Genomic DNA, 23,478 nt, shown 5'->3' on the forward strand with positions numbered 1-23,478 from the left:
GCGAATAACCATCATATTTCGCCACAGGCATGCTGGAGCCCTGCCAGCGGCGCCTGGGTCCGGAAGGACCTGACACCGGACGGGGCAGAAGCAATAGAGGACTACAATGGCTGATCCCATTCGCAACTACCAGATGCGCGCCGTGCCCGGCGTCGGCGTCGGTGCCGACATCGATCAGGGCCTGCGCGCCTACATGATCAAGGTTTACAATCTGATGGGGCTTGGCCTCCTCATCACCGGTCTTGCCGCTGTCGGCACGATCATGCTGGCCACCACCACCGATCCGGCTTCGGCTGTCGCGACGCTGCCGAGCGGCGAGATGCTGACGTCCTTCGGCTACGCGATCTTCGGCTCGCCGCTGCGCTGGGTGGTGATGCTGGCGCCGCTGGCCGCCGTTCTGTTCCTGTCGTTCCGCGTCCAGTCGATGAGCGTTTCGGCGGCGCAGACGACGTTCTGGGTCTATGCCGGTCTCGTCGGCCTGTCGCTGTCTTCGATCTTCCTGGTCTACACCACGGCCAGCATTTCACAGACCTTCTTCGCCACGGCCGCCGCCTTCGGTGCGCTGTCGCTGTTCGGCTACACCACCAGGCGCGACCTGACGGCAATGGGCTCGTTCCTGATCATGGGCGTGTTCGGCATCATCATCGCGTCGGTGATCAACATCTTCCTGCAGTCGTCGGCGCTGTCGTTTGCCGTGTCGGCGATCGGCGTGCTGGTCTTCGCGGGCCTCACCGCCTATGACACGCAGAAGATCAAGGAGATGTATTTCGAGGGCGACAGTTCGGACGTCGCCGGTCGCAAGGCGATCATGGGCGCGCTGACGCTCTATCTCGACTTCATCAACCTGTTCATGTTCCTGCTGCAGTTCATGGGCGACCGTCGCTAGTTCAGCATGCTGGACCATCGAGTTCCAAAAGGGCGGCCCAACGGCCGCCCTTTTCTTTTGTGCCGGGCTTTGCTGTTATCGCGAGCAGAGAAATGGCACCCATAAACTATGAGCACTATTACGATTCGACCGGCGACAGCGGCCGACCTCGACAGCATCACCGGCATCTACGCCGACGCGGTCGCCCAAGGCACGGCGAGCTATGAGTTGGAGCCGCCGAGCCGCGCGGAGATGGGTGTTCGATTCGACAGCCTGATGGCCGGCGGCTTTCCCTACCTTGTGGCGGAGAAGGACGGCGCGGTTCTCGGCTACGCCTATGCCGGTGCCTTCCGGCCACGCCCGGCCTATCGCTTCATTGTCGAGGATTCGGTCTATGTCGCGCCCGAGGCCAAGGGCCAGGGCGTCGGGCTCAAGCTGATGCAAAGCCTGATCGAGGCGGTGACGACGGCGGGCTTTCGCCAGATCATCGCGGTGATCGGCGATGGCCGTCCCGACAGCGCCTCGGTGCGGCTGCACGAAAAGCTCGGCTTTCGCCATTCGGGCCGCCTTGAAGGTTCCGGCTACAAGCACGGCCGCTGGCTGGACACGGTGTTCATGCAGCTGTCCCTGAATGGCGGTGCCTCGACGCCGCCCGATCCGAGTTCGCTGCCGGAGCGGAAGTTTCGCCTTAGAGCGGACTGAAGAAGGAACTGAAGAATTGCGGAATTGAAGAACTGAAGAATAAAAAGAAGCGGCGGCAACAGATGACGCCGAGGCCTTTTCTCAACTCATCAATTCTCCATTTCTTCAATTCCCCTGCTCTAATTCCCTGCTCAGGCTTCCACCAGCTTCAACTTGCTGTCGAACACACCGAGCACGCGGCCGAGTTCCTGGCCGCGTTTCAAGATGCGGCCGCCGGCGGCGATGACGGCAAAGGCGCCCTGCTTGCGGGCCAGTTTCGGATCCTTGACGATCTGGAACAGCGGCACTTCGCTGGTGCGGCGGAAGACGGAAAAGACAGCGCGGTCGGCGAGATGATCGATGGCGTAGTCGCGCCATTCATTGGCGGCGACCATGCGTCCGTAGAGCCTGAGGATCTGGTCCAGCTCGCGTCGGTCGAACCGCACCGGCTGATCGAGACGTTCGCGTCGCGCCTCGTGCAGCGGGATTATTGCGGATGCGTCCCCATCCTCCGTCCCGCCACTGTCATCGGTCATGCCTCGATCCTTCAAAATGAATCTTTGCCAACCAAAGTTGGCGTGTTCGCGACTGAATTGCAAGGCCCGGCGAACCGAGCCCCGCGCCGCGCCGTTTCCGTCACGTCCAGTCACTTTTATGAAACGCCGTGTTGGAATTGGTGATGTTCCGCCACATTTCTGCCTTTTTTTATCCGCGCTCATGCCCCAATGTCCGACGAATTTACCGGCGTTGCCTGAGACGGTTCGGTCCGGCACCGGCTCGTAAACCCCAAGCCCCCCGCCCACGGGTCTGCGTCGGATCGAACCAACCTCGGCTCTTCCTCGGAAGAACCGGGAGCGACGATCCCAAAACCTAAATGACCGGCGTCAGAAGCAAGCTGACGTCGGTTTTTTATTGGCTGGTGATAGGTGAACCTTCGCGCTACCGCGGCCGGGGTTTGAGCGCTCTATCTCAAGGCTTGTGGATGAATGCGGCGCCGAGAATGGGACCGGGCATGCCGTCCTTGCCGACCGACTGCAGCAGCACGGCGCAGCCGCCCTTTTTGGCAATCTCGCTCATCGGCAGTTCGTAGCGCTGTGCCTTGCCATGCCACATGCCGGCGGTCTGGATGCCGGTGACGGCGTTCCAGTAGGTCATCTTGCGGCCGGTATTTTCGCCCTCGCCGACTTTGACCGTCTGCGGCGGGTCGAAATAGACGATGACGACATGGGCGTCGCTGGGGCCGTTGCCGGCATCGCCGGCGTCGATCATCACGCGATCGCTGGTGCGGCTGACCTTGACGGCGACGCGCATGCCTTCGCCGCTCTTGGCCATGCGGGCGAGCGCACCATCGACCTCGCCGCGGTTGGCGCCGTTGACATGGACGCGGCCATTGATGACGGCCTGCGGCGTATAGACGGAGCGGCTGCCGAAGGCGCGCATATAGTCGTATTGCCGCTCGGTGTTCTCCTTGCGGCCGAGCGTGTCCTGCCAGCCGAGATAGTCCCAGTAGTCGACGTGATAGGCGAGCGCGACGATGTCTTCCTTGGCGGCAAGTTCGGAGAACAGAGTATCGGCCGGCGGGCAGGAACTGCAGCCCTGGCTGGTGAACAGCTCGACCACGCCCAATGGCTTTTCGATCTGGACCCGGTCGGTCTGGGCGCGATCGGATTCGCCGGCATGCCCGGCGCCGGCAGACGCCGAGAAGGCCAGCGCAAGAGCTGCCAGCCACAATGATTTTCGCGAGGCCATGGCCATTCCGATTCCCGCCGGTGATGCCGGCTTTATCTTGATTGCTGAAATATGTGGCAGAACCGGAAGTCAACGGGAAGTCACGTTGCGGTGAAATTTTGCCGTTGCAGCCGACCGCAACCGCGCAATAGGAAGGATCTGCGCTTCAGGATAGAAACCGATTCGGGCGGCAATCGCGATGTGGCAAACGTTTTTGGCGCCGGTCGACCTCTATTGCGAGCGGACCGGCCCGGAATTCTGGTCCGAACCGGTCAACGCCCTGACCAACTTCGCCTTCATCGCCGCCGGCCTGTGGGGCGTGCGCGAGGTGCGAAGGCTGGGCACCGGCGCCTTCGCCGAGGTTCTGGCCTGGTGGGTGGTGGCGATCGGCATCGGCTCGACGATCTTCCATACTTTTGCCACCAAGGGCACGGTCTGGGCCGACGTGCTGCCGATCGCCGGCTTCACGCTGGCCTACACGCTGTTCAATCTGCGTCGCTTCCTCGGCATGCGATGGGGCAAAGCCATCGCCATCTTCATCGCCTTCTATGTGATTGCCGGGGCGATAACCGTTGCCGTGCCGGACTGGCTGCGCCAGGCGTCGAACGGCACGACGGGCTATCTGCCGCCGTTCCTGGCGCTCGCCTTCTTCGGCGCGCTGGTAGCCGCCAGCGGCAATCGCGCCGGCTGGTACAATCTGGCCGGATCGGCGATCTTCGTGGTGTCCGTCGTCTGCCGGATGATCGACCCGCTGGTCTGCGGCGGTTTCCCGCTCGGCACGCACTTCCTCTGGCACATCCTCAACGGGCTGATGCTGGGTGTGTTGTTGGCCGCCGCGGCGCGGTTTGGGGCGCCGAAGGTAGGGCAGTAGGGCAGTAGGGCAGTAGGGCAGTAGGGCAGTAGGGCAGTAGGGTGCTCTATTCCCTATTCCCTATTCCCTATTCCCTTACTGCCTTACTGCCTTATTCCCTTACTAAGCTGCCAGATCGCGCAGCACGTATTGCAGGATGCCGCCGTTCTTGAAGTAGTCGAGCTCATCCAGCGTATCGATGCGGCAGATGATCGGCACGTTCTTGACCGTGCCGTCGCCATAGGTGATTTTGGCGATCATCGTCTGGCGCGGCTTGATGGTGCTCAGCCCGTCGATCTCGACCAGCTCGTCTCCCTTGAGGTTGAGCGATGCCCATGAGGTGCCTTCCTCGAAGACGAAGGGGATGACGCCCATGCCGACCAGGTTCGAGCGATGGATGCGCTCGAAAGACTGGGCGATGACCGCGCGGACACCGAGCAGATTGGTTCCCTTGGCCGCCCAGTCGCGCGACGAGCCGTTGCCGTATTCGACGCCGGCGAAGACGACCAGCGGCACGCCTTCCCTTTTGTACTCCATCGCCGCGTCGTAGATCGATTCCTCTTCCTTCGACGGGTAGTGGATGGTGTAGCCGCCCTCGCGGCCGTTCTCGCCCAGCATGTGGTTGCGGATGCGGATGTTGGCGAAGGTGCCGCGCATCATCACCTCGTGATTGCCGCGCCGCGTGCCGTACTGGTTGAAGTCGGCGACGCCGACGCCGTGGTCGGTGAGGTATTTGCCGGCCGGCGACGCTGCCTTGATCGATCCGGCCGGCGAAATGTGGTCGGTGGTGATCTTGTCGCCGAACAGGCCGAGCACGCGGGCGCCCTTGATGTCGCCGATCTTGCCGAAACCTGACGTCATGCCGGCGAAATAGGGCGGGTTCTGCACATAGGTCGAGTTGTCGTCCCAGGCATAGGTCTGGCCTTCCGGCGCCTTGACGTTCTGCCAGTACTCGTCGCCCTTGAAGACGTCGGCATATTTGCGGGCGAACAGCTCGCGGGTGACGTTCTTCTCGATGAACTCCTGGATTTCGGCCGAGCTCGGCCAGATGTCCTTGAGGTAGACCGGCTCGCCGTTCTTGTCCTCGCCGAGCGGCTCTGTCGTGAGGTCCTTGGTGACAGTTCCGGCCAGCGCATGCGCGACGACCAGCGGCGGCGAGGCCAGATAGTTGGCCTGCACGTCAGGCGAGACACGGCCTTCGAAGTTGCGATTGCCGGACAGGACCGCGGCGGCGATCAGGCCCTTGTCGTTGATGGTTTTGGAGATCGGCGCCGGCAGCGGGCCGGAATTGCCGATACAGGTGGTGCAGCCGAAGCCGACCAGGTTGAAGCCGATCTGGTCGAGCTCCTTCTGCAGGCCGGATTTCTCCAGATATTCGGCGACCACCTGGCTGCCGGGAGCCAGCGAGGTCTTCACCCACGGCTTCTGCTTCAAACCGAGCCGGTTGGCATTGCGGGCCAAAAGACCGGCGCCGATCAGCACGCTCGGGTTCGAGGTGTTGGTGCAGGAGGTGATGGCGGCAATGACGACATCGCCGTGACCGAGATCATGGTCGGTGCCTTCGACGGCATAGCGCTTGGAGATTTCGGCCGCCTTCTTGTATTCGGTCTCCATCGCCTTGGCGAAGCCTTCCGGAATGCCTTCCAGGGCGACGCGGCCTTCAGGCCGCTTGGGGCCGGCCATCGACGGCACGACGGAACCAAGTTCGAGCTCGAGCAGATCAGTGAAGACAGGGTCGGCCGAGCCGGTTTCACGCCACAGGCCCTGGGCCTTGGCGTAGGCCTCGACCAGCGCGATGCGGTCCTCGCTGCGGCCGGACATTGTGAGATAGCGGATGGTTTCCGAGTCGACCGGGAAGAAACCGCAGGTGGCGCCATATTCGGGGGCCATGTTGCCGATGGTGGCGCGGTCGGCCAGCGTCATGTTGGAGAGGCCCGGGCCGAAGAACTCGACGAACTTGCCGACGACCCCCTTCTTGCGCAGCATCTGGGTGACGGTGAGCACGAGGTCGGTGGCGGTGACGCCCTCTTTCAGCTTGCCGGTGAGACGGAAGCCGATGACTTCCGGCAGCAGCATGGAGACCGGCTGGCCGAGCATGGCCGCCTCGGCCTCGATGCCGCCGACGCCCCAGCCGAGCACGCCCAGGCCGTTGATCATGGTGGTGTGCGAATCGGTGCCGACGCAGGTGTCGGGATAGGCTGTGGTTTCGCCGTCCTCGGTGTTGGTCCACACCACCTGGCCGAGATATTCGAGGTTGACCTGATGGCAGATGCCGGTGCCGGGCGGCACGACGCGGAAGTTGCGGAACGCCTGCTGGCCCCATTTCAGGAATTTGTAGCGCTCTTCGTTGCGCTCATATTCCAGCTCGACATTGCGGGCGAAGGCCATCGGCGTGCCGAATTCGTCGACGATGACGGAATGGTCGATGACGAGGTCGACCGGCACCAGCGGGTTGATCTTCTGCGGATCGCCCCCGAGCGAAGCCATGGCGTCGCGCATTGCGGCAAGGTCGACCACGGCCGGAACGCCGGTGAAATCCTGCATCAGCACGCGGGCCGGGCGATAGGCGATCTCGACGCCGGCGGTGCCCTTATCGGTCAGCCAGCCGGCCACCGCCTGGATCGATTCCTTGGTGACGGAGCGGCCGTCTTCGTTGCGCAGCAGGTTTTCCAGCAGCACCTTCATCGAATAGGGCAGTTGCGAGATGCCGGTAAGGCCGTTCTTTTCGGCCTCGATGAGATCGAAATAGGCATATTCAGCGCCGCCTGCGGTCAGCGTGCGGCGGCAATTGAAACTGTCGAGAGATTTTGACACGTGCGATCCTTGTCTGTTCAGCCTGAAAGGGAACGGACGCCGATGGCATGCAATCACGCGCAAAGGTGCGGGTACGGCCATTTCCGCTGTCCGTTCCCAAGCAACCCGAGCCGTTCAAGGCGGCGCGTGCGCTGGTTCGGCGCTAATTCTGTTCCCGTGCCGACCGCTGGCACGGATGCACCGCATATAGAGAATTTTCTGGAATAGTTCTAGACAGTTGGAAAGCAATTTTGTGCGATGCGGCAGCGGCCGCGACACATGGTTTCAGGGCAGGCGAGGAATGCGGCTGATCGCCGAAAATCTGGGCGGCGAGCGAGGCGGCGACGCGGTGTTTTCCGGCATCGGCTTTGCCTTGGAGCAGTGTCAGGCGCTTATCGTCACCGGGCCGAACGGATCGGGCAAGTCGACCTTGCTGCGGATCATCGCCGGGCTGCTGCCGGCGGCGGAAGGCAGCGTGAGGATTGAGGGCGTCATGAAGGTTGAAGACGGGGGCGAAGCGTTTCCGTCTGTCGCCTCGGCCTGTCACTATCTCGGCCACCAGAACGCAATGAAGCCGGCGCTCAGCGTGGCGGAGAATTTGCGCTTTTGGCGAGACTTCAATGGCGACGGACAGCTCGGCGTCGAAGAGGCGCTGGAAACGGTCGGGCTCGGCGGCATCGGCCACCTGCCGTTCGGCTATCTATCGACCGGGCAGCGGCGCCGCGCGGCGATCGCCAGGCTTTTGGTCAGCCACCGGCCATTGTGGCTGCTGGACGAGCCGACGGCGGGGCTGGACAAGGCGGCGGAGGCGCGGTTTGCGGGGTTGATGGCGAGGCATTGCGCGGATGGCGGGATGATTGTCGCGGCGACGCATCTGCCGCTCGGGATCGAGGGGATGGAGTTGAGGATGGGGGAAGCCGGTTGATGGTGTCTGGGCGAAAGCATCTCAAACCATGCTAGCGCTCTTCCTGCGCGACATCCGCCTCAACATCCGTGCCGGCGGCGGAGCGCTGACCGGGGTCATCTTCTTCCTCGCCGTCATCGTCACCATCCCGTTCGGGGTCGGGCCGGACCTGAAGCTGCTGGCCCGCATCGGACCGGCCATCCTGTGGATCGGTGCGCTGTTGTCCTGCCTGCTCGGGCTCGACCGGTTGTTCCAGGCCGATCGCGAGGACGGTTCGCTCGATCTCCTGGTGCTCGGCAACGATCGCCAGATGCTGGCTCTGACAGTGCTGGTGAAATGCCTGGCGCATTGGGCGGGCAGCGTGCTGCCGCTGGTCATTGCGGCTCCCTTGCTCGGCCTGTTCATGAACATGGAGCCGCTCGGCATCGGCGCCACGGCGCTGACGCTGCTGGTCGGCACGCCGGCCATCACGTTCATCGGCGCCGCCGGTGCGGCGGTGGCGGTGGCGCTGCCGCGTGGCGGGCTGCTGATCTCGGTGCTGGTGCTGCCACTGACCATCCCGGTGCTGATCTTCGGCGTTTCGGCAAGCTATGGGGCGACCGCCAATCCCGACCCGTTTCTGCAGCCCTTCCTCATTCTTGCCGCGCTGACCCTGTTTCTTGGCGTGCTGGGTCCGGTCTCGGCGGCGCTGGCGCTGCGCCATGGCACGGATTGACGCGGCGTATGACTGCGGATTGCGAAGCCGACGGAGCGAGGCTAAGGAAAAGCATGTCTAGACTGGGCGACATGATCGGCTTGGAAGGCCCCACCTCAGCGGGGCCTGCCGCATGAGTGCGCATGCACTCTACGTGACCGCCGCCTATGGCATCACTGCCGTGGTGCTCGCCGGATTGATCGGCTGGATCCTGCTCGACCAGCGGGCGCGCAAGCGTGAGCTTGCCGAACTGGAGGCGTCCGGCGTGAGGCGTCGCTCCGACAAGGTCGCCAAGCCATGAGCACCGAAACGGAAACGCCGCCGCCCAGTCGTCGCCTGTTCGTGCTTCTGCCGCTGCTGATCTTCCTCGGCCTGGCCGGACTGTTCCTGTCGCAGCTGCTGTCGGGGCGCGATGCTTCGGAAGTGCCGTCGGCCCTGATCGGCCTGCCTGCGCCGCAAACCAGCCTGCCGGCGCTGGAGGGCTCAAACCTGCCGGGGCTCGATTCGAAAACCTTCGCCGGCAAGGTCACATTGGTCAACGTCTTCGCGTCGTGGTGCGCGCCATGCCGCGAAGAGCACCCGGTGCTTCTGGCGTTGTCGCAGGATAAGCGTTTCACCATGGCAGCGCTGAACTACAAGGACCGGCCCGAAAACGCACGCCGGTTCCTCGGCGATCTCGGCAATCCGTTCCAGGCGATAGGGGTCGACGAAGCGGGCCGCGCGGCGATCGACTGGGGCGTCTACGGCGTGCCGGAAACTTTCGTCATCGGCAAGGACGGCAAGATCGCCTACAAACATGTCGGCCCGCTGACGCCCGAGACGGTGCAGGCGTTGCTGTTGCCGCAGATCGACAAGGCACTGGCGGCGCGTTGATATTCAGGTGATGCCGGCCTGCAAACAGCGGCTTCCTGCGCGTCCGGTGCTCGCGTACCAAAAGTACGCTCCGCTCCGGTTCTCGGAAACCACCGTTTTCGACTCGGCCTGACCTGAATCTCAACGCACCTTGGCGGCGCGTCTTATCGGGCTTGAGATCAGCCGTAGATCTGCTTGTGGATCTGGTAGAGCATTTCCGAGCGGTCGGCGCGCATGTCGGCCAGATCGCGGCTGGAAAAGCTGTCGATTTCGGCGACAAGGCGGTTGTAGTGCTTGCGCTTGGCAATGCTGTTGCGAGCGCGGGTCATGAGACTGTCGAGGATCATAGCAAGGTTCCTTTTTGGCGCCGCATTTCGGCGGCGGTTTCTTCCTCCCTTGATCGATACGAAGCATGACATAGTAATGGTGCATTGCAAAAAGAAGATGTTGCAATGCACCATTGCGCTGGACGCATAGCCGGTTAATGCGGCGCTAACGTCATGCGCAGAGCCGGCAAGCGATCTTTTGTGGGACACTGTGCGTACCCACATTGCCTTCTGTCCCTCCGGCTGGCTTGATCCCTCTCATTGATGCCGGGAGGAAAGCATGGCGGCCGCAGACTATTATGAAATTCTCGATCCGCGCTTCGCGCGCCTGTTCAACGGCAACGCGCAGGTCGAGAAGCTATTCACCGGATGCCAGTGGGCGGAGGGGCCGGCCTGGTTCGCCGCCGGCCGCTATGTCGTCTGGTCCGACATCCCCAACAATCGCATGCTGCGTTATGACGAGACCGACGGCAATGTCAGCGTCTTCCGGCAGCCGTCCGGCAACTCGAACGGCAACACCGTCGACCGGCAGGGCCGGCTGATCACCTGCGAGCATTCGGGCCGCCGCGTCAGCCGCACCGAGTTCGACGGCTCGGTCACCACGATCGCGGCCAAATGGAAAGGCAAGCGGCTGAATTCGCCCAACGACGCGGTGGTGAAATCCGACGGTTCCATCTGGTTCACCGATCCAAGCTACGGCATCGATACGGATTATGAGGGCGACAGGGCTGAGAGCGAAATCGGCGCCTGCCACGTCTACCGGGTCGATCCCGGCACCGGCGAGGTCGAAGCCGTCATCACCGACATGGTCAGGCCTAACGGCCTCGCCTTCTCGCTGGACGAGAGCAAGCTTTATGTCGTCGATACCGGCCGCACGCATGGCGCGCAGAATCCGGCGCATATGCGGGTGTTCAATGTCGGCAAGGGCGGCAAGAAAGTCTCCGGCGAAAAAGTCTTCGCCGACTGCACCGCCGGCCTGTTCGACGGCTTCAGGCTCGACGAGGACGGCCGCATCTGGACCAGTGCCGCCGATGGCATCCATTGCTACGATCCGGACGGCACGCTGATCGGCAAGGTCAAGGTGCCGGAAGTCACCGCCAATTGCGTGTTCGGCGGCAACAAGCTGAATTGCCTCTACATCGCCGGCACCACGTCGCTCTACATGGTGCGGCTGATGGTCAACGGCGCCAAGACATACTGAGAGTTGAACACTGGCGACCGTTCGACGGTTTCATCGAAGCGGGTCGTGAGCACGAACATCCCCGGGAGGACAAGAAATGCCATTCGTCAACATCCGCATCGTCAAGGAAGTGATCGCCGCCGATCCGGCGGGCAAAAAGGCGGATATCGCCAAGAAGGTCACCGCGGCCATCATGGACGCCACCGGGCTGAGCAACGACGATGTCTGGGTGGTTTTTGAAGAGGTCAACGCCCGCGATTGGTACGTGGGGAAGACCGATGTGGAGACGCTGCGAAAGGGGTAGTGCGCGATCTTTCCTTCTCCCCCTTGTTGTGGGAGGTGGATCGGCGCGCAGCGCCGAGACGGTTGAGGGGTGGGTGACGGATTGCCGTCGGTGCCAAGCTGGAACATCCCTCATCCGACCTCGCTTCGCGAGGCCACCACCCTGGGGCGAGCAACGGGTCTCGCCCCGTCCTTCAGACCCACAAGGGGAGAAGGAAGAGAGGCCGCCGCTCAACGCGAGCGGATAAACTCCGCGAAGGCATTCAGTGCATCATGCATCGCCTGCCGGTTCGCCGGCGCCGCCAGGATGCCCGCCACCTCCGGCGGCTTCCTGCCGAGCAGGGCGATCTCCAGCACATCGTCGTAAAGCGCGAACGACATGGTGCGCATGATCTCGGCCAATGCGGCGCGGGCGAACAGCGAGCGCGGCGAGGCGTGTACCAGCATGGCGGGCTTGGCGACGGCGGCATCGCGCGAGACCAGCCAGTCGAGCGCGTTCTTCAGCCCGCCCGGCACGCCATGGGCATATTCCGGACAGGAGACGATCAGGCCGTCGGCTCGACTGACGGCATGGATCAGCTTGGAGGCTTCGAGCGGCGTCCGCTCGCCTTCATCGTCGGGATTGAAGATCGGCAAACGGCCAAGCCCGTCATGGACGGTGACGCGGCAGCCGGACGGCGCTTCGCGCGCCAGTGCGGCGATCAGCGCCGAATTTGTGGAGGCCGCGCGCAGGCTGCCGGAAATGGCAAGGATGTTCAGCAAGGTATGGAATCGGTCCAGACGCGAATCGCGTCCGCAAAAACTACCACATCGTCTTCTTGTATTCCTCGTCGAGCCAGCGGTCGGTCGCCTCGGCGGAATCGGCAACCGCCAGCTGATCGCGCATGATCTGGCCGAGCGTCGGCAGCGTCGCGCGGTCGTACCAGGTTTCCGGCTTCCACAAATCCGAGCGCATGAAGGCTTTTGCGCAGTGCATGTAGGCCGCCTTGACGCTGACCACGACAACGCTTTGCGGCTCCCTGCCGTCGACGGCGAGCCGTTCGCGCAAATTTGCGTCGACGGTGATGCGGGCATCGCCGTTGACGCGCAGCGTCTCGTTCATGCCGGGGATGAGGAAGAGCAGCCCGACCGGGGGATTGACGAGGATGTTTTCCAGCGTGTCGAGCCGGTTGTTGCCGGGCCGGTCGGGAATGGCGATGGTGGTGTCGTCCAGAACGGTGGCAAAGCCCGGTTTGTCGCCCTTCGGCGTCACGTCGGCATTGCCGGCACCGTCGGACGAGCCAATCAGCACGAATGGGCTCTTGCCGATGAAGGAGCGGCAATGGCCGTCAAGTTTTTTCAGCTCCTTTCGGATAGAACCGTCGGTCGGTCGTGGCGTCTTGTAGATCGTCCTCAACTGGTCGCGCGTGGTGACGAATTCCATGGCCCTTTCCCCTTATTTGCAGGCTCTATTTCCCGGCCTTCTCTTCTTTGCCGGTCTTGTCGTCCAGCGAATGGCGCAGGATCAGCGGCATCTGGCTGAAGGTGAACAGAAGCGTGATCGGCATGATGCCCCAGACCTTGAAAGTAACCCAGGCGTCGGTGGAAAAATTGCGCCACACCACCTCATTGACGATGGCCAGGAACAGGAAGAACAGGCCCCAGCGGAAGGTCAGCTTGCGCCAGCCTTCAGCGTCGAGGCTGAAGGCTGAATCGAAGACATAGCCAAGCAGCGACTTGCCGAAATACAGGCCGCCGAGCAGCACCCCGCCGAACAGCGTGTTGACGATGGTCGGCTTCATCTTGATGAAGATGTCGTCCTGCAGATAGAGCGTCAGCGCGCCGAAAATGAAGACGACGACGCCCGACACCATCGGCATGATCGGCAAGGTGCGGGTGAGCAGCCACGAGGCGATCAGCGCGATTGCCGTGGCGGCCATGAACAGGCCGGTGGCGACGAAGATCGGCCCGCCGAACTCGGCCAGAACAGGGAATTTCTGCACCAGCCATCCGCTGCGCGCATTGGCGAAGAAGAACACCATCAACGGACCCAGCTCCAGCACCAGCTTGAGCAGCGGATTGACGCCTTCCTTCTTCTGCTTCTGCGGGTCCGACGGATCGCGTTCGAGAATGGGTGGGTTCATGGAATCTCTTTCTTGCGCATGATCTGATCCAAAAAGTCTGCACCTTTTTGGGACATGCTTGTTAAGCTACTCCAGCGATCGCCCTGGCGAATTCGCTTGCTGAGAAAGGTTCGAGGTCGTCGACCTGTTCGCCGACGCCGATGAAATAGACCGGCAATTTGTGCTTTGCCGCGATCGCCACCAGAATACCGCCGCGCGCCGTGCCGTCCAGCTTGGTCATCACCAGGCCGTTGACGCCGGCGACATTGCGGAAGATCTCGACCTGGTTGAGCGCGTTCTGGCCGGTGGTGGCGTCGACCGTCTGCAGCACGGTGTGCGGCGCTTCCGGATCGAGCTTGCCGAGCACGCGGACGATCTTTTCGAGCTCGGCCATCAGTTCGGTCTTGTTCTGCAGACGGCCGGCGGTGTCGATGATCAGCACGTCGGAGCCGGCCTCTTTCGCCCGCTCGAATGCATCATAGGCAAGGCCGGCGGCATCGGCGCCGAGCTTGGAGGCGATGACCGGCGATTTCGTCCGCTCGCCCCAGATCTTCAGCTGCTCGATGGCTGCCGCGCGGAACGTGTCGCCGGCGGCGAGCATGACCGACAGGCCGCCATCGGTCAGCTTGGCGGCGAGCTTGCCGATGGTGGTGGTCTTGCCGGTGCCGTTGACGCCAACCACCAGGATGACATGCGGCTTGTGCGAGAGGTCGAGCTCCAGCGGCATGGCGACATGGGTCAGCACTTTTTCCACCTCGGCCGCCATGATGGCGCGGACCTCGGTGTCGGAAACGTCCTTGCCGTAGCGGCTGGCGGCCAGCGCGTCGGTAACGCGCAAGGCGGTCTCCATGCCGAGATCGGCGCGGATCAGCACATCCTCCAGGTCCTGCAAAGTCTCTTCGTCCAGCTTGCGCTTGGTGAAGACGCCGGCAATGTTGCCGGTCAGTTCCTTGGACGAGCGGGCAAGCCCGTCCTTCATGCGCTGGAACCAAGAGCGCCTCGGTGCCGGCTCCGGCGCTTTTTGCGGCTCGGCCTTCTGCTCGACCTTCTTGGTGACGGTCACCTTGCCGGGGGCGGCTTTCGGCTCCGGCGCGGGTGGTGGAAGAGGCTGCGGCTCGGGCGCAATTTCCGCAATGACCGGCTGCGATTCGATCGGCGCAGGCTGGCGAATGGGAGGTGCGATTTCGGCGGCGGGTGCTTCGGGCGTCGGCGCTGAAACTTCTTCCTTCTCCCCGTCGCTATACGGGGAGAAGGTGCCGGCAGGCGGATGAGGAGCGGCGCCGGCCTCTGAAGACGGCTGAAGAGGGGACGGCGCCGGTGTGGGCACCTCGATCGGCGCTGGTGTTTCTGCCGGAACCTCGGCCGGCGTCGGCACTTCGACTGGTGCCGGCTCCGGCCGCTTTTCCGGGCGTGACGGGACGATCTCCGGTTCGGCCGGCGCCGGCGCTGGGACTTCTTGCGGCTGCCGTTCGGGCGTGGGTTCGGGAGTCGCAGGGGTGAGCGGAACTTCCTCGGGCGCCGGCGGCTCTGGAGTCTCTGGCGCGGGCGCCGGTTCTTCTTTCGGCGCGGGCTCCGGCAGAGGTTCCGGCTCGGAGGGAACAGTCGGCTCCGGTGCTGGCGGGATGGTCGGCTCCGGCGCGGGCACCGGTTCCTCGACAGGCGCCGGTTCCGGCGCAGGAATTACCTCCGGCTCGACCGTCGGCGTCGTTTCTGCCTCGGGCCGCGGCTCATCGCGCTTCAAGAACTCCGGGACGACCTGTTCGGCCGCCGGCTTCAGCGCATCGAGTGCTTCCCATTTGATCGGCGGTAGCGGGGCGGTCTCGTCGATCCGTTCCTCGACCACCTCTTTCTTGCCGAACGAAAATATCTTCTTGAAAAAACCAGCCATGCTTTGCGTTTCTCAGGCGGCGCGGGCGGCAAGCGGCGCCGCGATCAGCCTGGTACCATCGTGGCCCGATATATCGGCCTCGACGATCTCACCCGGTGCGCCCGTGCCGAGTGCGGCAAGCGTAAAACCCTCGGTGCGGCCAAGGCCGTCTCGCTCGATCAGGATCGACTGACGCGTACCGGTGAGCAACGACAGATGCCTGACATAGGCAACTTCACCGGCGGCGCGCAGCCGGGCGGCGCGCTGCTTGACCACCTCGCGGCGGAGCTGCGGCATGCGCGCGGCAGGCGTGCCTTCGCGTGGGCTGAAGGGGAAGACGTGGAGATGGGTCAGGCCACACTCCTCGACAATTTTCTCCGAGTTCTCGAACATTTCGTCGGTCTCGGTCGGGAAGCCGGCGATGATGTCGGCGCCAAAGACGATACCGGGGCGCAGTTTGCGCACATCCTCGCAGAAGCGGATCGACTGATCGCGCAGATGCCTTCGCTTCATGCGCTTCAGGATCATGTCGTCGCCCGACTGCAGCGACAGATGCAGATGCGGCATCAACCGGGGCTCGGTGGCGATGGCGTCGAGCAAATCGTCGTCGGCCTCGATCGAATCGATCGACGACAGCCGCAGGCGCTTAACATCGGGCACCTGTTTCAGGATGGTCTTCACCAGTTTGCCGAGCTTCGGCGCGCCCGGCAGGTCGGCGCCGAATGAAGTCATGTCGACGCCGGTCAGAACGATCTCGGCATAGCCGTTGCCGGCGAGCCGCTTGACCTGCTCGACCACGGCGCCCATCGGCACCGAGCGCGAATTGCCGCGGCCGTAGGGAATGATGCAGAAGGTGCAGCGGTGGTCGCAGCCGTTCTGCACCTGGACGAAGGCGCGTGCGCGGCCCTCGATGGCGTCGACCATGTGGCCTGCGGTCTCGCGCACGGAAAAGATATCGTTGACGCGCGCCTTCTCGGTGTCGTTGACGCCGAAATCCGGCAGCGCGCGGTAGGAATTCGCGTTCAGCTTCTCTTCATTGCCAAGCACGAGATCGACCTCGTCCATGGCGGCGAATTTTTCAGGCTCGGTCTGCGCGGCGCAGCCGGTGACGATGATGCGGGCTCGCGGGTTGTCGCGGCGCGCCTTGCGGATCGCCTGCTTGGCCTGGCGCACTGCTTCGCCTGTCACGGCGCAGGTGTTGAAGATCACGGCGCCACCTTCCAACGCGCCGAGGCCCGCACTTTCAGCCTCGCGCCGCATCACCTGCGATTCATAGGTGTTGAGCCGGCAGCCGAAGGTGACGACATCGATCCCCGGGGACGCCGGGCTCTTGGGCAGAGCGGACATCAGGCCGCGCTTTCAGTGTCGCGGGCCCATGTCCCGATCGACGGGTCGAAGTTGCCGGAAAATTCCCATTCGGCGGCGCCGGTCAGGACCACGTGGTCATCGTCGCGCCATTCGACATGCAGCGTGCCGCCGCCTGGCGTCAACAGACTGACGCTGCGGCCGGTCCGGTTGGTGCGGGCCGCGGCCACCACGGCCGCGCAGGAGGCCGAACCGCAGGCCTTGGTCAGGCCGGCGCCGCGTTCCCAGGTGCGGATGATCATGGTTTCGGGCGAAGTAACCTGAGCGATGGTTATGTTGGCGCGCTCGGGGAACATCGGGTGGTTCTCGAGCAGCGGACCGAAGCGGTCGAGCTCGTAGGACCAGACGTCGTTGTCGACCCAGAAGATCGCGTGCGGGTTGCCCATCGAAACGACCGAGGGTGAATGCAGCACGGGAGCGTCGATCGGGCCGATCTGCAGCTCGATCATGCGGGTGTCGCGGAATTCCTCGGCCAGCGGGATATCCTGCCAGCCGAAGCGCGGCGTGCCCATGTCGACCGAGATCGAACCGTCGGCGTGTTCGCGCGCATTGAGGATGCCCGCCACGGTCTCGAAGGTGAAGATCTTCTGGCCGGTCTCGGCGGCGAGCGCCTGGACGACGCAGCGCATGCCATTGCCGCAGGCCTGCGCACCGGTTCCATCGGAATTCAGGATGTCGATGAAAAAGGCGGTGCCAGACGTCCTGGCGTCATGGATCGCCATGATCTGGTCGAAGCTGGTCGCGGCATCGGCGTTCAGCGCAACCGCCGCCGCCGCCGTCACCCGATCGGCACGGCCACGCATATCGGCAACGATGATCTCGTTGCCGATGCCGTTCATCTTGGCGAAAGGGGCAGTGCTGGCCATTGCTCCGAAAAATTCCGTGTCCGTTTGGCGCTATATGGCGGAAACGGGCAGGAATTACCAGTGCGCAGCCGCTTGGTCTCGGCGAAAGCGCCGGACTTACGTGACGGCGAAAATGCCCAGCACCACCAGCAGGAAGATGATCAGAACGATGCCGATAAGGATACGCGCACCGGTGGCCGCGGCACCTGCCAGTGCCGGCATGCCGAGCAAGCTCGCCGCCGCGGCGACGATCAGGAGAATGATAATCCATTTGAGCATGACAATGCCTCGCAAACCGGCAAATATTTCAACCACATGAAAACGCGGTTGCAGCGCTGGGGTTCCGTCGAACCGATGCGGATCAGGGCGCTATGTGCTCCGGCACATCCCAGACCTCGCCCGGCCGCAAGGCGCGAAAGCGCTCGCGTGGGATGCCTCGATCGTCAAGCGCCTCGGTCAATTTGCGCGCCGGCTCGTCGATCGGCTCGTCGGTGAGCTGGAAGGTGCCCCAGTGACAGCCGGCGGCATGGGCGGCGTTGCACAGCGTCATGCCTTGCACCGCTTCCCAGGGGTTCTGGTGCTGCGGCGCCATGAACCAGCGCGGCTCATAAGCGCCGATCGGCAGGATGGCGAAGCGGAAACCGCCATGTTTCTCGGCCATCCGCCGGTAGTTGATGCCATCGTGGAAGCCGGTGTCGCCGGCGAAATAGAGCTTGCCGTCAGGCGTTTCGACGACAAAGCCGGCCCAGAGCGCCATGCGCCGGTCGCGGGCGCCACGCGCCGACCAGTGATGCACCGGCTCGACATGAATGGCGGCGCCGTCGCCGATCTCGACCCTGTCGCCCCAGTCATGCGCCGACAGCCGCATGCCGGGCACGGCGGCTTCGATGATGGCGTCGTTGCCGAGCGGAGTGAGCACCAGCGGGTCGTGGCCGGCCTTCAGCCGCCTCAACGTGGCGAGGTCGAGATGGTCGTAGTGGTTGTGGCTGACCAGCACGAGGTCGATCGGCGGCAGGTCGGCAAAGGCGATGCCTGGCGCATTGATGCGTTTTGGTCCGGCGAAGGAAAGCGGCGAGGCGCGCAGCGACCACACCGGATCGGTAAGGATGTTCAGACCGGCCGTCTGGACCAGCAAGGTGGAATGGCCAACCATGGTCACTTTCAGCGCGGCGCCCTCGACCCGAGCCGTCGGTTTCGCCTGCGGAAAGGGGCTTGCATCGCTCGCCGGCCATTTCGAGCGCTGGCCATTCAACTGCCATTTCAGCAGGTCGGCGAAACGGCCGGGTGGCTGGCCGTCGGGATTGAAGAACAATGCGCCGTCGAAATGGTCGCTGGGCGGGCCGCTATAATAGCGATTGGCGGCTGTCTTTCTCGCGGCCAATTTTGCGGCTCCGGCAGGTGTTTCGTTTTCCAGACATAGGCGCTAAGGCGGCTCGCGCAAGCGTCCAACCGTCGAATGTCGGCGCTGCACTGCTTTGACCGGATCCCCAGGCGACGCGCGACAAGCGGTCAGCCGCCGCGATTGCGATAAATTTGCAACAATTCTTGCTGCAAACTGTATTTTAACCATATCGGGTTGAAATTTCGCCACCTTCTCCATCTTGGTGGGGGTGAGATTGTGCGGACGGCTTCCCCCCAGCCGGATCCGACGGAGGTTGGAATGACTTTTTCGAAAACCGGTCTGGTGGCCGTATCGCTGGCGGCGCTCGTTGCGAGCGGCTGTTCGACCTCGCGTTTCTCCTCGATGGATGACCAGCAGCCGGCACCGCTGGAGGCCGCGCCCGCCGGCAAGGTGACGGCGAACCAACTGCCGCCGCCGGCATCGCCCGGCACCACCGACCCGTCTCAATTCCCGACCGCTCCTGCGAACACGCAGGTCGCCGCGCTGCCTTCGGATGGTTCGGCGCCGGCCGGCGCTTCGGACGTGACTGCCGCCAGCGTCGCCGGTGTCTGGAACGCCAGCGTTGCGGGCCAGAGCTGCAAGGTGGCGACACCGCAGACCAAATTCGGCGCCGGCTTCCGCGCTGGGCCGCTGCATTGCCCGGCGCCGATGGACGGCGTCAAGTCGTGGAACGTCGCCGGCAAGCAGCTGACGCTCTATGACGAGAGTGGCGGTGCGCTGGCGCGGCTCTATTCCTCGGGCGGCTCGAAATTCGACGGCCAGACTTCCAACGGCCAGCCGATTTCGCTTACAAGGTAGGCTAATGCATGTCGCCCAAAAGTGGCCGCGGTTTTGGGAAAACAAAGATCTAAAGCGGGTCGTCTGAATCCGTTCAGACACGACCGCTTTAGTCCTCCGAATGCGTGTCGCGCAGAAGTGACCCCGATTTCGGGACAGCGACATGCATAAACAAATGACGTGACCGATGCATCTGCGTGACGGCCTCCAGACCCATGCGACCGTCAGGCAGCGCTACGAGCATCTGGTGGAAACCGGTACGATCGACCGCGATCCGGCGCAGGAACGGATCGTTGCGGCGCTCGACCGGCTGACCGATGAGATCTCGGCCAAGCGGCTGGCGCATAAGTCGAGCGCGCTGGGCTGGCTGTTCGCCCGCAAGCGCGAGACGCATGAGGCCGTCAAAGGCCTTTACATCCATGGCGGCGTCGGTCGCGGCAAGACCATGCTGATGGATATGTTCTTCGAGTTGCTGCCGGTGCGGCGCAAGCGCCGCGTCCACTTCAACGACTTCATGGCGGACGTGCAGGACCGTATCCAGAAGCACCGGCAGGCGCGCAAGAACGGCGATGTCAAGCAGGACGACCCGATCCCGCCGGTGGCCAAGGCCCTTGCCGAGCAAGCCTGGGTGCTGTGCTTCGACGAGTTCTCGGTCACCGACATCGCCGACGCGATGATCCTGTCCAGGTTGTTTTCGGCGCTGTTTGCCAGCGGTGTGGTGCTGGTCGCCACCTCGAATGTGGCGCCGGAAAACCTCTACAGCGACGGGCTGAACCGTCAGCTTTTCCTGCCCTTCATCGGCATACTGGAGCGGCACACACAGGTGCTGGCGCTCGATGCCGACAAGGACTACCGGCTGGAAAAGCTCGCCCGGACACCGGTCTATGTCACGCCGGCCGATGCGGCGGCGGACCAGCTACTCGACGAGGCCTGGCAAGCCATGACGCGCAACGCGCCGACCGCCGAGACATCGATTGCCCTCAAAGGGCGGCAGGTGATCGTGCCGCGTGCGGCAGGCGATGCGGCGCGGTTCTCCTTCGCCGATCTCTGCGAAAAGCCGCTTGGCGCGCGCGATTTCCTGGCGATCGCCGGGCGCTTCTCAACCATTTTCATCGACCACGTCCCGGTGCTCGGCGAAGGCAAGCGCAACGAGGCCAAACGCTTCATCCTTCTGATCGACACGCTCTACGACCATCATGTGCGGCTGGTGGTGAGCGCCGAAGCGCCGCCGCAAGCGCTTTATGCCGCCAAGCGCGGCGTGGAGGTCTTCGAGTTCGAGCGCACCGCATCGCGGCTGATCGAGATGCAAAGTCGCGACTGGCTGGAGGATTGGGCGGAGCGGCAGAAAGGGAAGCCGGCGCCAGAGGCACAGCAGGCGCAGGCCTGAATTTCCAGGGAATGCGTCGGTAGCGATCCTTTGCCCCCCTCTGTCATGCCAACGTCTACAACCCGAACCTCCTCGGCCACCCGCATCACAAGGGCGTCATTACCCGCATCCAGCCTTACGATTTCCATCTTCGTCGGTTATTTCCTCCCAAGTCGGCTTACAAACTCTGACGTTTACGTAAATCCCAAATGATCTAACCGATTGAAAACACTGACGCCAAAATAATCGTTTGAATTTTTTCCGTGCCGGGGCTATTGGGTGCGGCGAAAATTCGCGGTTCCCCGCAGCATTCCGGCCTCTTCTTCGACGCCACCATCAAGTCACCAGAGATTTGAGACGTCGTCACCGACAAAGGGAAAACATCCTCACATGGCACGCAACAAGATAGCGCTTATCGGCTCTGGCATGATCGGCGGCACGCTCGCTCACATGATCGGCCTCAAGGACCTCGGCGACGTGGTGCTGTTCGATATTGCCGAAGGTATCCCGCAGGGCAAGGGGCTCGATATCGCGCAGTCGTCGCCGGTCGATGGCTTCGACTCCAGGCTCACCGGCATCAACGACTATGCCGGCATCGAAGGCGCCGACGTCTGCATCGTCACCGCCGGCGTGCCGCGCAAGCCCGGCATGAGCCGCGACGACCTTTTGGGCATCAACCTCAAGGTCATGGAGCAGGTCGGCGCCGGGCTGAAGAAGTATGCGCCGAAGGCTTTCGTCATCTGCATTACAAACCCGCTCGACGCCATGGTCTGGGCGCTGCAGAAATTCTCAGGCCTGCCCAACAGCCACGTCGTCGGCATGGCCGGCGTGCTCGACAGCGCGCGCTTCCGCTATTTCCTGGCCGAGGAATTCAAGGTCTCGGTCGAGGACGTCACCGCCTTCGTGCTCGGCGGCCACGGCGATTCCATGGTGCCGATGATCCGCTACTCGACGGTATCGGGCATTCCGCTGCCCGACCTCATCAAGATGGGCTGGACCTCGAAGGAGAAGCTCGACCAGATCGTGCAGCGCACCCGCGACGGCGGCGCCGAGATCGTCGGCCTGCTCAAGACCGGCTCGGCCTATTACGCGCCGGCCGCTTCGGCGATCTCGATGGCCGAAGCCTATCTCAAGGACAAGAAGCGCGTGCTGCCCTGCGCGGCGTATCTCTCCGGCCAGTATGGCGTCAAGAATACCTATGTCGGCGTTCCCGTGGTCATCGGCGCCGGCGGCGTCGAGCGCATCATCGAGATCGAGCTCAACAAGAGCGAGCAGAAGATGTTCGACTCCTCCGTGGCGACGGTGCAGGGCCTGACCGAGGCCTGCGTCAAGATCGCGCCGCAACTCGCCTCCAAATGAATCTCCAGTAAGTGAACCCCCAGTCGATCCGGAGACCATCCAGATGAACATCCATGAGTATCAGGGCAAGGCACTGCTGAAGTCGTTCGGCGCGCCGGTGGCCGAAGGCGTGCCGGTGTTCAAGGCGAGCGAAGCGGAAGCCGCCGCCAAGGCGCTGCCGGGCCCGCTCTATGTGGTGAAGAGCCAGATCCATGCCGGCGGCCGCGGCAAGGGCAAATTCACCGAGCTCGGCCCGGACGCCAAGGGCGGCGTGCGGCTGGCGAAATCGGTGGCCGATGTCGTCGCCAACGCCAACGAGATGCTGGGCAACACTCTGGTGACCAAGCAGACCGGCCCGGCCGGCAAGCAGGTCAACCGCCTCTATATCGAAGACGGCGCCGACATCGAACGCGAGCTCTATCTGTCGATCCTGGTCGACCGTTCGGTCGGCCGCATTGCCTTCGTCGTCTCGACCGAGGGCGGCATGGACATCGAGGCGGTCGCGCATGACACGCCGGAAAAGATCATCACCGTCGCCATCGACCCGGAAAAAGGTGTCACTTCAGCCGACCTGAAGGCGCTCAACGGCGCGCTCAAGCTCGACGGCGATGCGGCCAAGGACGGCGATACGCTGTTCCCGATCCTCTACAAGGCCTTCGTCGAGAAGGACATGAGCCTGCTCGAGGTCAATCCGCTGATCGTCATGAAGAACGGCCGGCTGCGCGTGCTCGACGCAAAAGTGTCGTTCGACAACAACGCGCTGTTCCGTCACCCCGACGTGCTCGAACTGCGCGACACCACCGAAGAGGACGAGAAGGAAATCGAGGCGTCGAAATACGACCTCGCCTATGTCGCGCTCGACGGCAATATCGGCTGCATGGTCAACGGCGCCGGCCTTGCCATGGCGACGATGGACATCATCAAGCTCTATGGCGCCGAACCCGCCAACTTCCTCGATGTCGGCGGCGGTGCGTCCAAGGAAAAAGTGACGGCGGCGTTCAAGATCATCACCAGGGATCCGGCGGTCAAGGGCATCCTGATCAACATCTTCGGCGGCATCATGAAGTGCGACATCATTGCCGAGGGCGTCATTGCCGCGGTCAAGGAAGTCGGCCTGGAAGTGCCGCTGGTGGTGCGCCTGGAAGGCACCAATGCCGAGCTGGGCAAGAAGATCATCAACGACAGCGGCCTGAACGTGGTGTCGGCCGACGATCTCGACGATGCAGCCAAGAAGATCGTGGCGGCGGTGAAGGGCTGATCT

General features: G+C 63.3%; 25 protein-coding genes. 13 read left to right on the forward strand and 12 right to left on the reverse strand.

Annotated elements, in window-relative coordinates; translation table 11 throughout:
• Positions 1–106 precede the first annotated feature (106 nt).
• Positions 107–886, forward strand: a complete 780-nt coding sequence (locus EN990_RS09955; RefSeq protein ID WP_127384642.1) for a Bax inhibitor-1/YccA family protein — start codon at positions 107–109, stop codon at positions 884–886.
• A gap of 108 nt (positions 887–994) precedes the next feature.
• A complete protein-coding gene (locus EN990_RS09960; protein ID WP_127369191.1) occupies positions 995–1,567 on the forward strand; it encodes a GNAT family N-acetyltransferase in 573 nt (190 codons plus the stop codon).
• A 131-nt stretch (positions 1,568–1,698) separates the two neighbouring features.
• Here the strand turns inward: EN990_RS09960 and EN990_RS09965 are convergent, their stop codons facing one another.
• Positions 1,699–2,082 (reverse strand): DUF2794 domain-containing protein, encoded by a 384-nt coding sequence (locus tag EN990_RS09965; RefSeq protein WP_127369192.1) that lies wholly within the window; start codon positions 2,080–2,082, stop codon positions 1,699–1,701.
• A gap of 433 nt (positions 2,083–2,515) precedes the next feature.
• Positions 2,516–3,301, reverse strand: a complete 786-nt coding sequence (locus tag EN990_RS09970) for a thioredoxin family protein (protein ID WP_013528826.1) — start codon at positions 3,299–3,301, stop codon at positions 2,516–2,518.
• 172 nt (positions 3,302–3,473) lie between these two features.
• Here EN990_RS09970 and EN990_RS09975 point away from each other — a divergent pair, with 172 nt between their 5' ends.
• A complete protein-coding gene (locus EN990_RS09975) occupies positions 3,474–4,145 on the forward strand; it encodes a ceramidase domain-containing protein (RefSeq protein ID WP_064992626.1) in 672 nt (223 codons plus the stop codon).
• A 102-nt stretch (positions 4,146–4,247) separates the two neighbouring features.
• On the opposite strand, the gene acnA is transcribed toward EN990_RS09975, so the two are convergent.
• Positions 4,248–6,938: an aconitate hydratase AcnA gene (gene acnA, locus EN990_RS09980; protein ID WP_013528828.1), complete on the reverse strand. Its 2,691-nt coding sequence runs from the start codon at positions 6,936–6,938 to the stop codon at positions 4,248–4,250.
• Between the two features lie 280 nt (positions 6,939–7,218).
• On the opposite strand from acnA, the gene ccmA reads away from it, so the two are divergent.
• From ccmA to EN990_RS10000, 4 genes are all read left to right on the forward strand, one after another.
• Positions 7,219–7,842: a heme ABC exporter ATP-binding protein CcmA gene (ccmA, locus tag EN990_RS09985; RefSeq protein WP_013528829.1), complete on the forward strand. Its 624-nt coding sequence runs from the start codon at positions 7,219–7,221 to the stop codon at positions 7,840–7,842.
• A 28-nt stretch (positions 7,843–7,870) separates the two neighbouring features.
• Complete coding sequence (gene ccmB / locus EN990_RS09990) at positions 7,871–8,536, forward strand: heme exporter protein CcmB (protein WP_013528830.1); 666 nt, start codon at positions 7,871–7,873, stop codon at positions 8,534–8,536.
• Between the two features lie 112 nt (positions 8,537–8,648).
• On the forward strand, positions 8,649–8,816 hold the full coding sequence (ccmD, locus tag EN990_RS09995) for a heme exporter protein CcmD (RefSeq protein WP_013528831.1): 168 nt from the start codon (positions 8,649–8,651) through the stop codon (positions 8,814–8,816).
• The gene (locus tag EN990_RS10000) at positions 8,813–9,388 is read left to right on the forward strand and encodes a DsbE family thiol:disulfide interchange protein (RefSeq protein ID WP_013528832.1); all 576 of its coding nucleotides are present in this window, start codon (positions 8,813–8,815) and stop codon (positions 9,386–9,388) included. Before ccmD ends, EN990_RS10000 begins: the two co-directional genes overlap by 4 nt.
• A gap of 158 nt (positions 9,389–9,546) precedes the next feature.
• Here the strand turns inward: EN990_RS10000 and EN990_RS10005 are convergent, their stop codons facing one another.
• Positions 9,547–9,714, reverse strand: coding sequence for a hypothetical protein (locus EN990_RS10005; RefSeq protein ID WP_013528833.1), 168 nt, complete (start codon positions 9,712–9,714; stop codon positions 9,547–9,549).
• A gap of 259 nt (positions 9,715–9,973) precedes the next feature.
• On the opposite strand from EN990_RS10005, the gene EN990_RS10010 reads away from it, so the two are divergent.
• Positions 9,974–10,894: an SMP-30/gluconolactonase/LRE family protein gene (locus EN990_RS10010; protein WP_013528834.1), complete on the forward strand. Its 921-nt coding sequence runs from the start codon at positions 9,974–9,976 to the stop codon at positions 10,892–10,894.
• Between the two features lie 76 nt (positions 10,895–10,970).
• A complete protein-coding gene (locus tag EN990_RS10015) occupies positions 10,971–11,177 on the forward strand; it encodes a 4-oxalocrotonate tautomerase family protein (protein WP_013528835.1) in 207 nt (68 codons plus the stop codon).
• 209 nt (positions 11,178–11,386) lie between these two features.
• Here the strand turns inward: EN990_RS10015 and EN990_RS10020 are convergent, their stop codons facing one another.
• The 8 genes from EN990_RS10020 to EN990_RS10055 all read right to left on the reverse strand — a co-directional run bounded on the left by EN990_RS10020 (position 11,387) and on the right by EN990_RS10055 (position 18,715).
• The gene (locus tag EN990_RS10020; RefSeq protein ID WP_013528836.1) at positions 11,387–11,917 is read right to left on the reverse strand and encodes an NADPH-dependent FMN reductase; all 531 of its coding nucleotides are present in this window, start codon (positions 11,915–11,917) and stop codon (positions 11,387–11,389) included.
• A 40-nt stretch (positions 11,918–11,957) separates the two neighbouring features.
• Complete coding sequence (locus tag EN990_RS10025; RefSeq protein ID WP_013528837.1) at positions 11,958–12,578, reverse strand: pyridoxamine 5'-phosphate oxidase family protein; 621 nt, start codon at positions 12,576–12,578, stop codon at positions 11,958–11,960.
• A gap of 25 nt (positions 12,579–12,603) precedes the next feature.
• Entirely contained in the window at positions 12,604–13,278 is a 675-nt protein-coding gene (locus EN990_RS10030; protein WP_013528838.1) for a septation protein A, read from the reverse strand.
• 61 nt (positions 13,279–13,339) lie between these two features.
• On the reverse strand, positions 13,340–15,145 hold the full coding sequence (ftsY, locus tag EN990_RS10035; RefSeq protein ID WP_013528839.1) for a signal recognition particle-docking protein FtsY: 1,806 nt from the start codon (positions 15,143–15,145) through the stop codon (positions 13,340–13,342).
• A 12-nt stretch (positions 15,146–15,157) separates the two neighbouring features.
• Positions 15,158–16,471 carry a tRNA (N(6)-L-threonylcarbamoyladenosine(37)-C(2))-methylthiotransferase MtaB gene (gene mtaB, locus EN990_RS10040; RefSeq protein WP_013528840.1) on the reverse strand — a complete coding sequence of 438 codons (1,314 nt, stop codon included), beginning with the start codon at positions 16,469–16,471 and terminating at the stop codon, positions 15,158–15,160.
• Positions 16,471–17,355, reverse strand: a complete 885-nt coding sequence (gene dapF / locus EN990_RS10045; RefSeq protein WP_013528841.1) for a diaminopimelate epimerase — start codon at positions 17,353–17,355, stop codon at positions 16,471–16,473. Before dapF ends, mtaB begins: the two co-directional genes overlap by 1 nt.
• A gap of 96 nt (positions 17,356–17,451) precedes the next feature.
• On the reverse strand, positions 17,452–17,613 hold the full coding sequence (locus EN990_RS10050) for a DUF1328 family protein (protein ID WP_013528842.1): 162 nt from the start codon (positions 17,611–17,613) through the stop codon (positions 17,452–17,454).
• A gap of 82 nt (positions 17,614–17,695) precedes the next feature.
• Entirely contained in the window at positions 17,696–18,715 is a 1,020-nt protein-coding gene (locus tag EN990_RS10055; RefSeq protein WP_127369572.1) for an MBL fold metallo-hydrolase, read from the reverse strand.
• Between the two features lie 279 nt (positions 18,716–18,994).
• Between EN990_RS10055 and EN990_RS10060 the strand changes: the two genes are divergently transcribed.
• The 4 genes from EN990_RS10060 (at position 18,995) to sucC (ending at position 23,475) form a co-directional block, all read left to right on the forward strand.
• Complete coding sequence (locus tag EN990_RS10060; RefSeq protein WP_013528844.1) at positions 18,995–19,534, forward strand: protease inhibitor Inh/omp19 family protein; 540 nt, start codon at positions 18,995–18,997, stop codon at positions 19,532–19,534.
• 166 nt (positions 19,535–19,700) lie between these two features.
• On the forward strand, positions 19,701–20,900 hold the full coding sequence (gene zapE / locus EN990_RS10065) for a cell division protein ZapE (protein WP_013528845.1): 1,200 nt from the start codon (positions 19,701–19,703) through the stop codon (positions 20,898–20,900).
• A 369-nt stretch (positions 20,901–21,269) separates the two neighbouring features.
• On the forward strand, positions 21,270–22,238 hold the full coding sequence (mdh, locus tag EN990_RS10070) for a malate dehydrogenase (protein WP_013528846.1): 969 nt from the start codon (positions 21,270–21,272) through the stop codon (positions 22,236–22,238).
• 43 nt (positions 22,239–22,281) lie between these two features.
• The gene (gene sucC / locus EN990_RS10075) at positions 22,282–23,475 is read left to right on the forward strand and encodes an ADP-forming succinate--CoA ligase subunit beta (RefSeq protein ID WP_024504973.1); all 1,194 of its coding nucleotides are present in this window, start codon (positions 22,282–22,284) and stop codon (positions 23,473–23,475) included.
• The last annotated feature ends 3 nt before the right edge of the window (positions 23,476–23,478 follow it).

This window comes from Mesorhizobium sp. M7A.F.Ca.US.005.03.1.1, assembly GCF_003997975.1.
Taxonomy (GTDB): domain Bacteria; phylum Pseudomonadota; class Alphaproteobacteria; order Rhizobiales; family Rhizobiaceae; genus Mesorhizobium; species Mesorhizobium ciceri.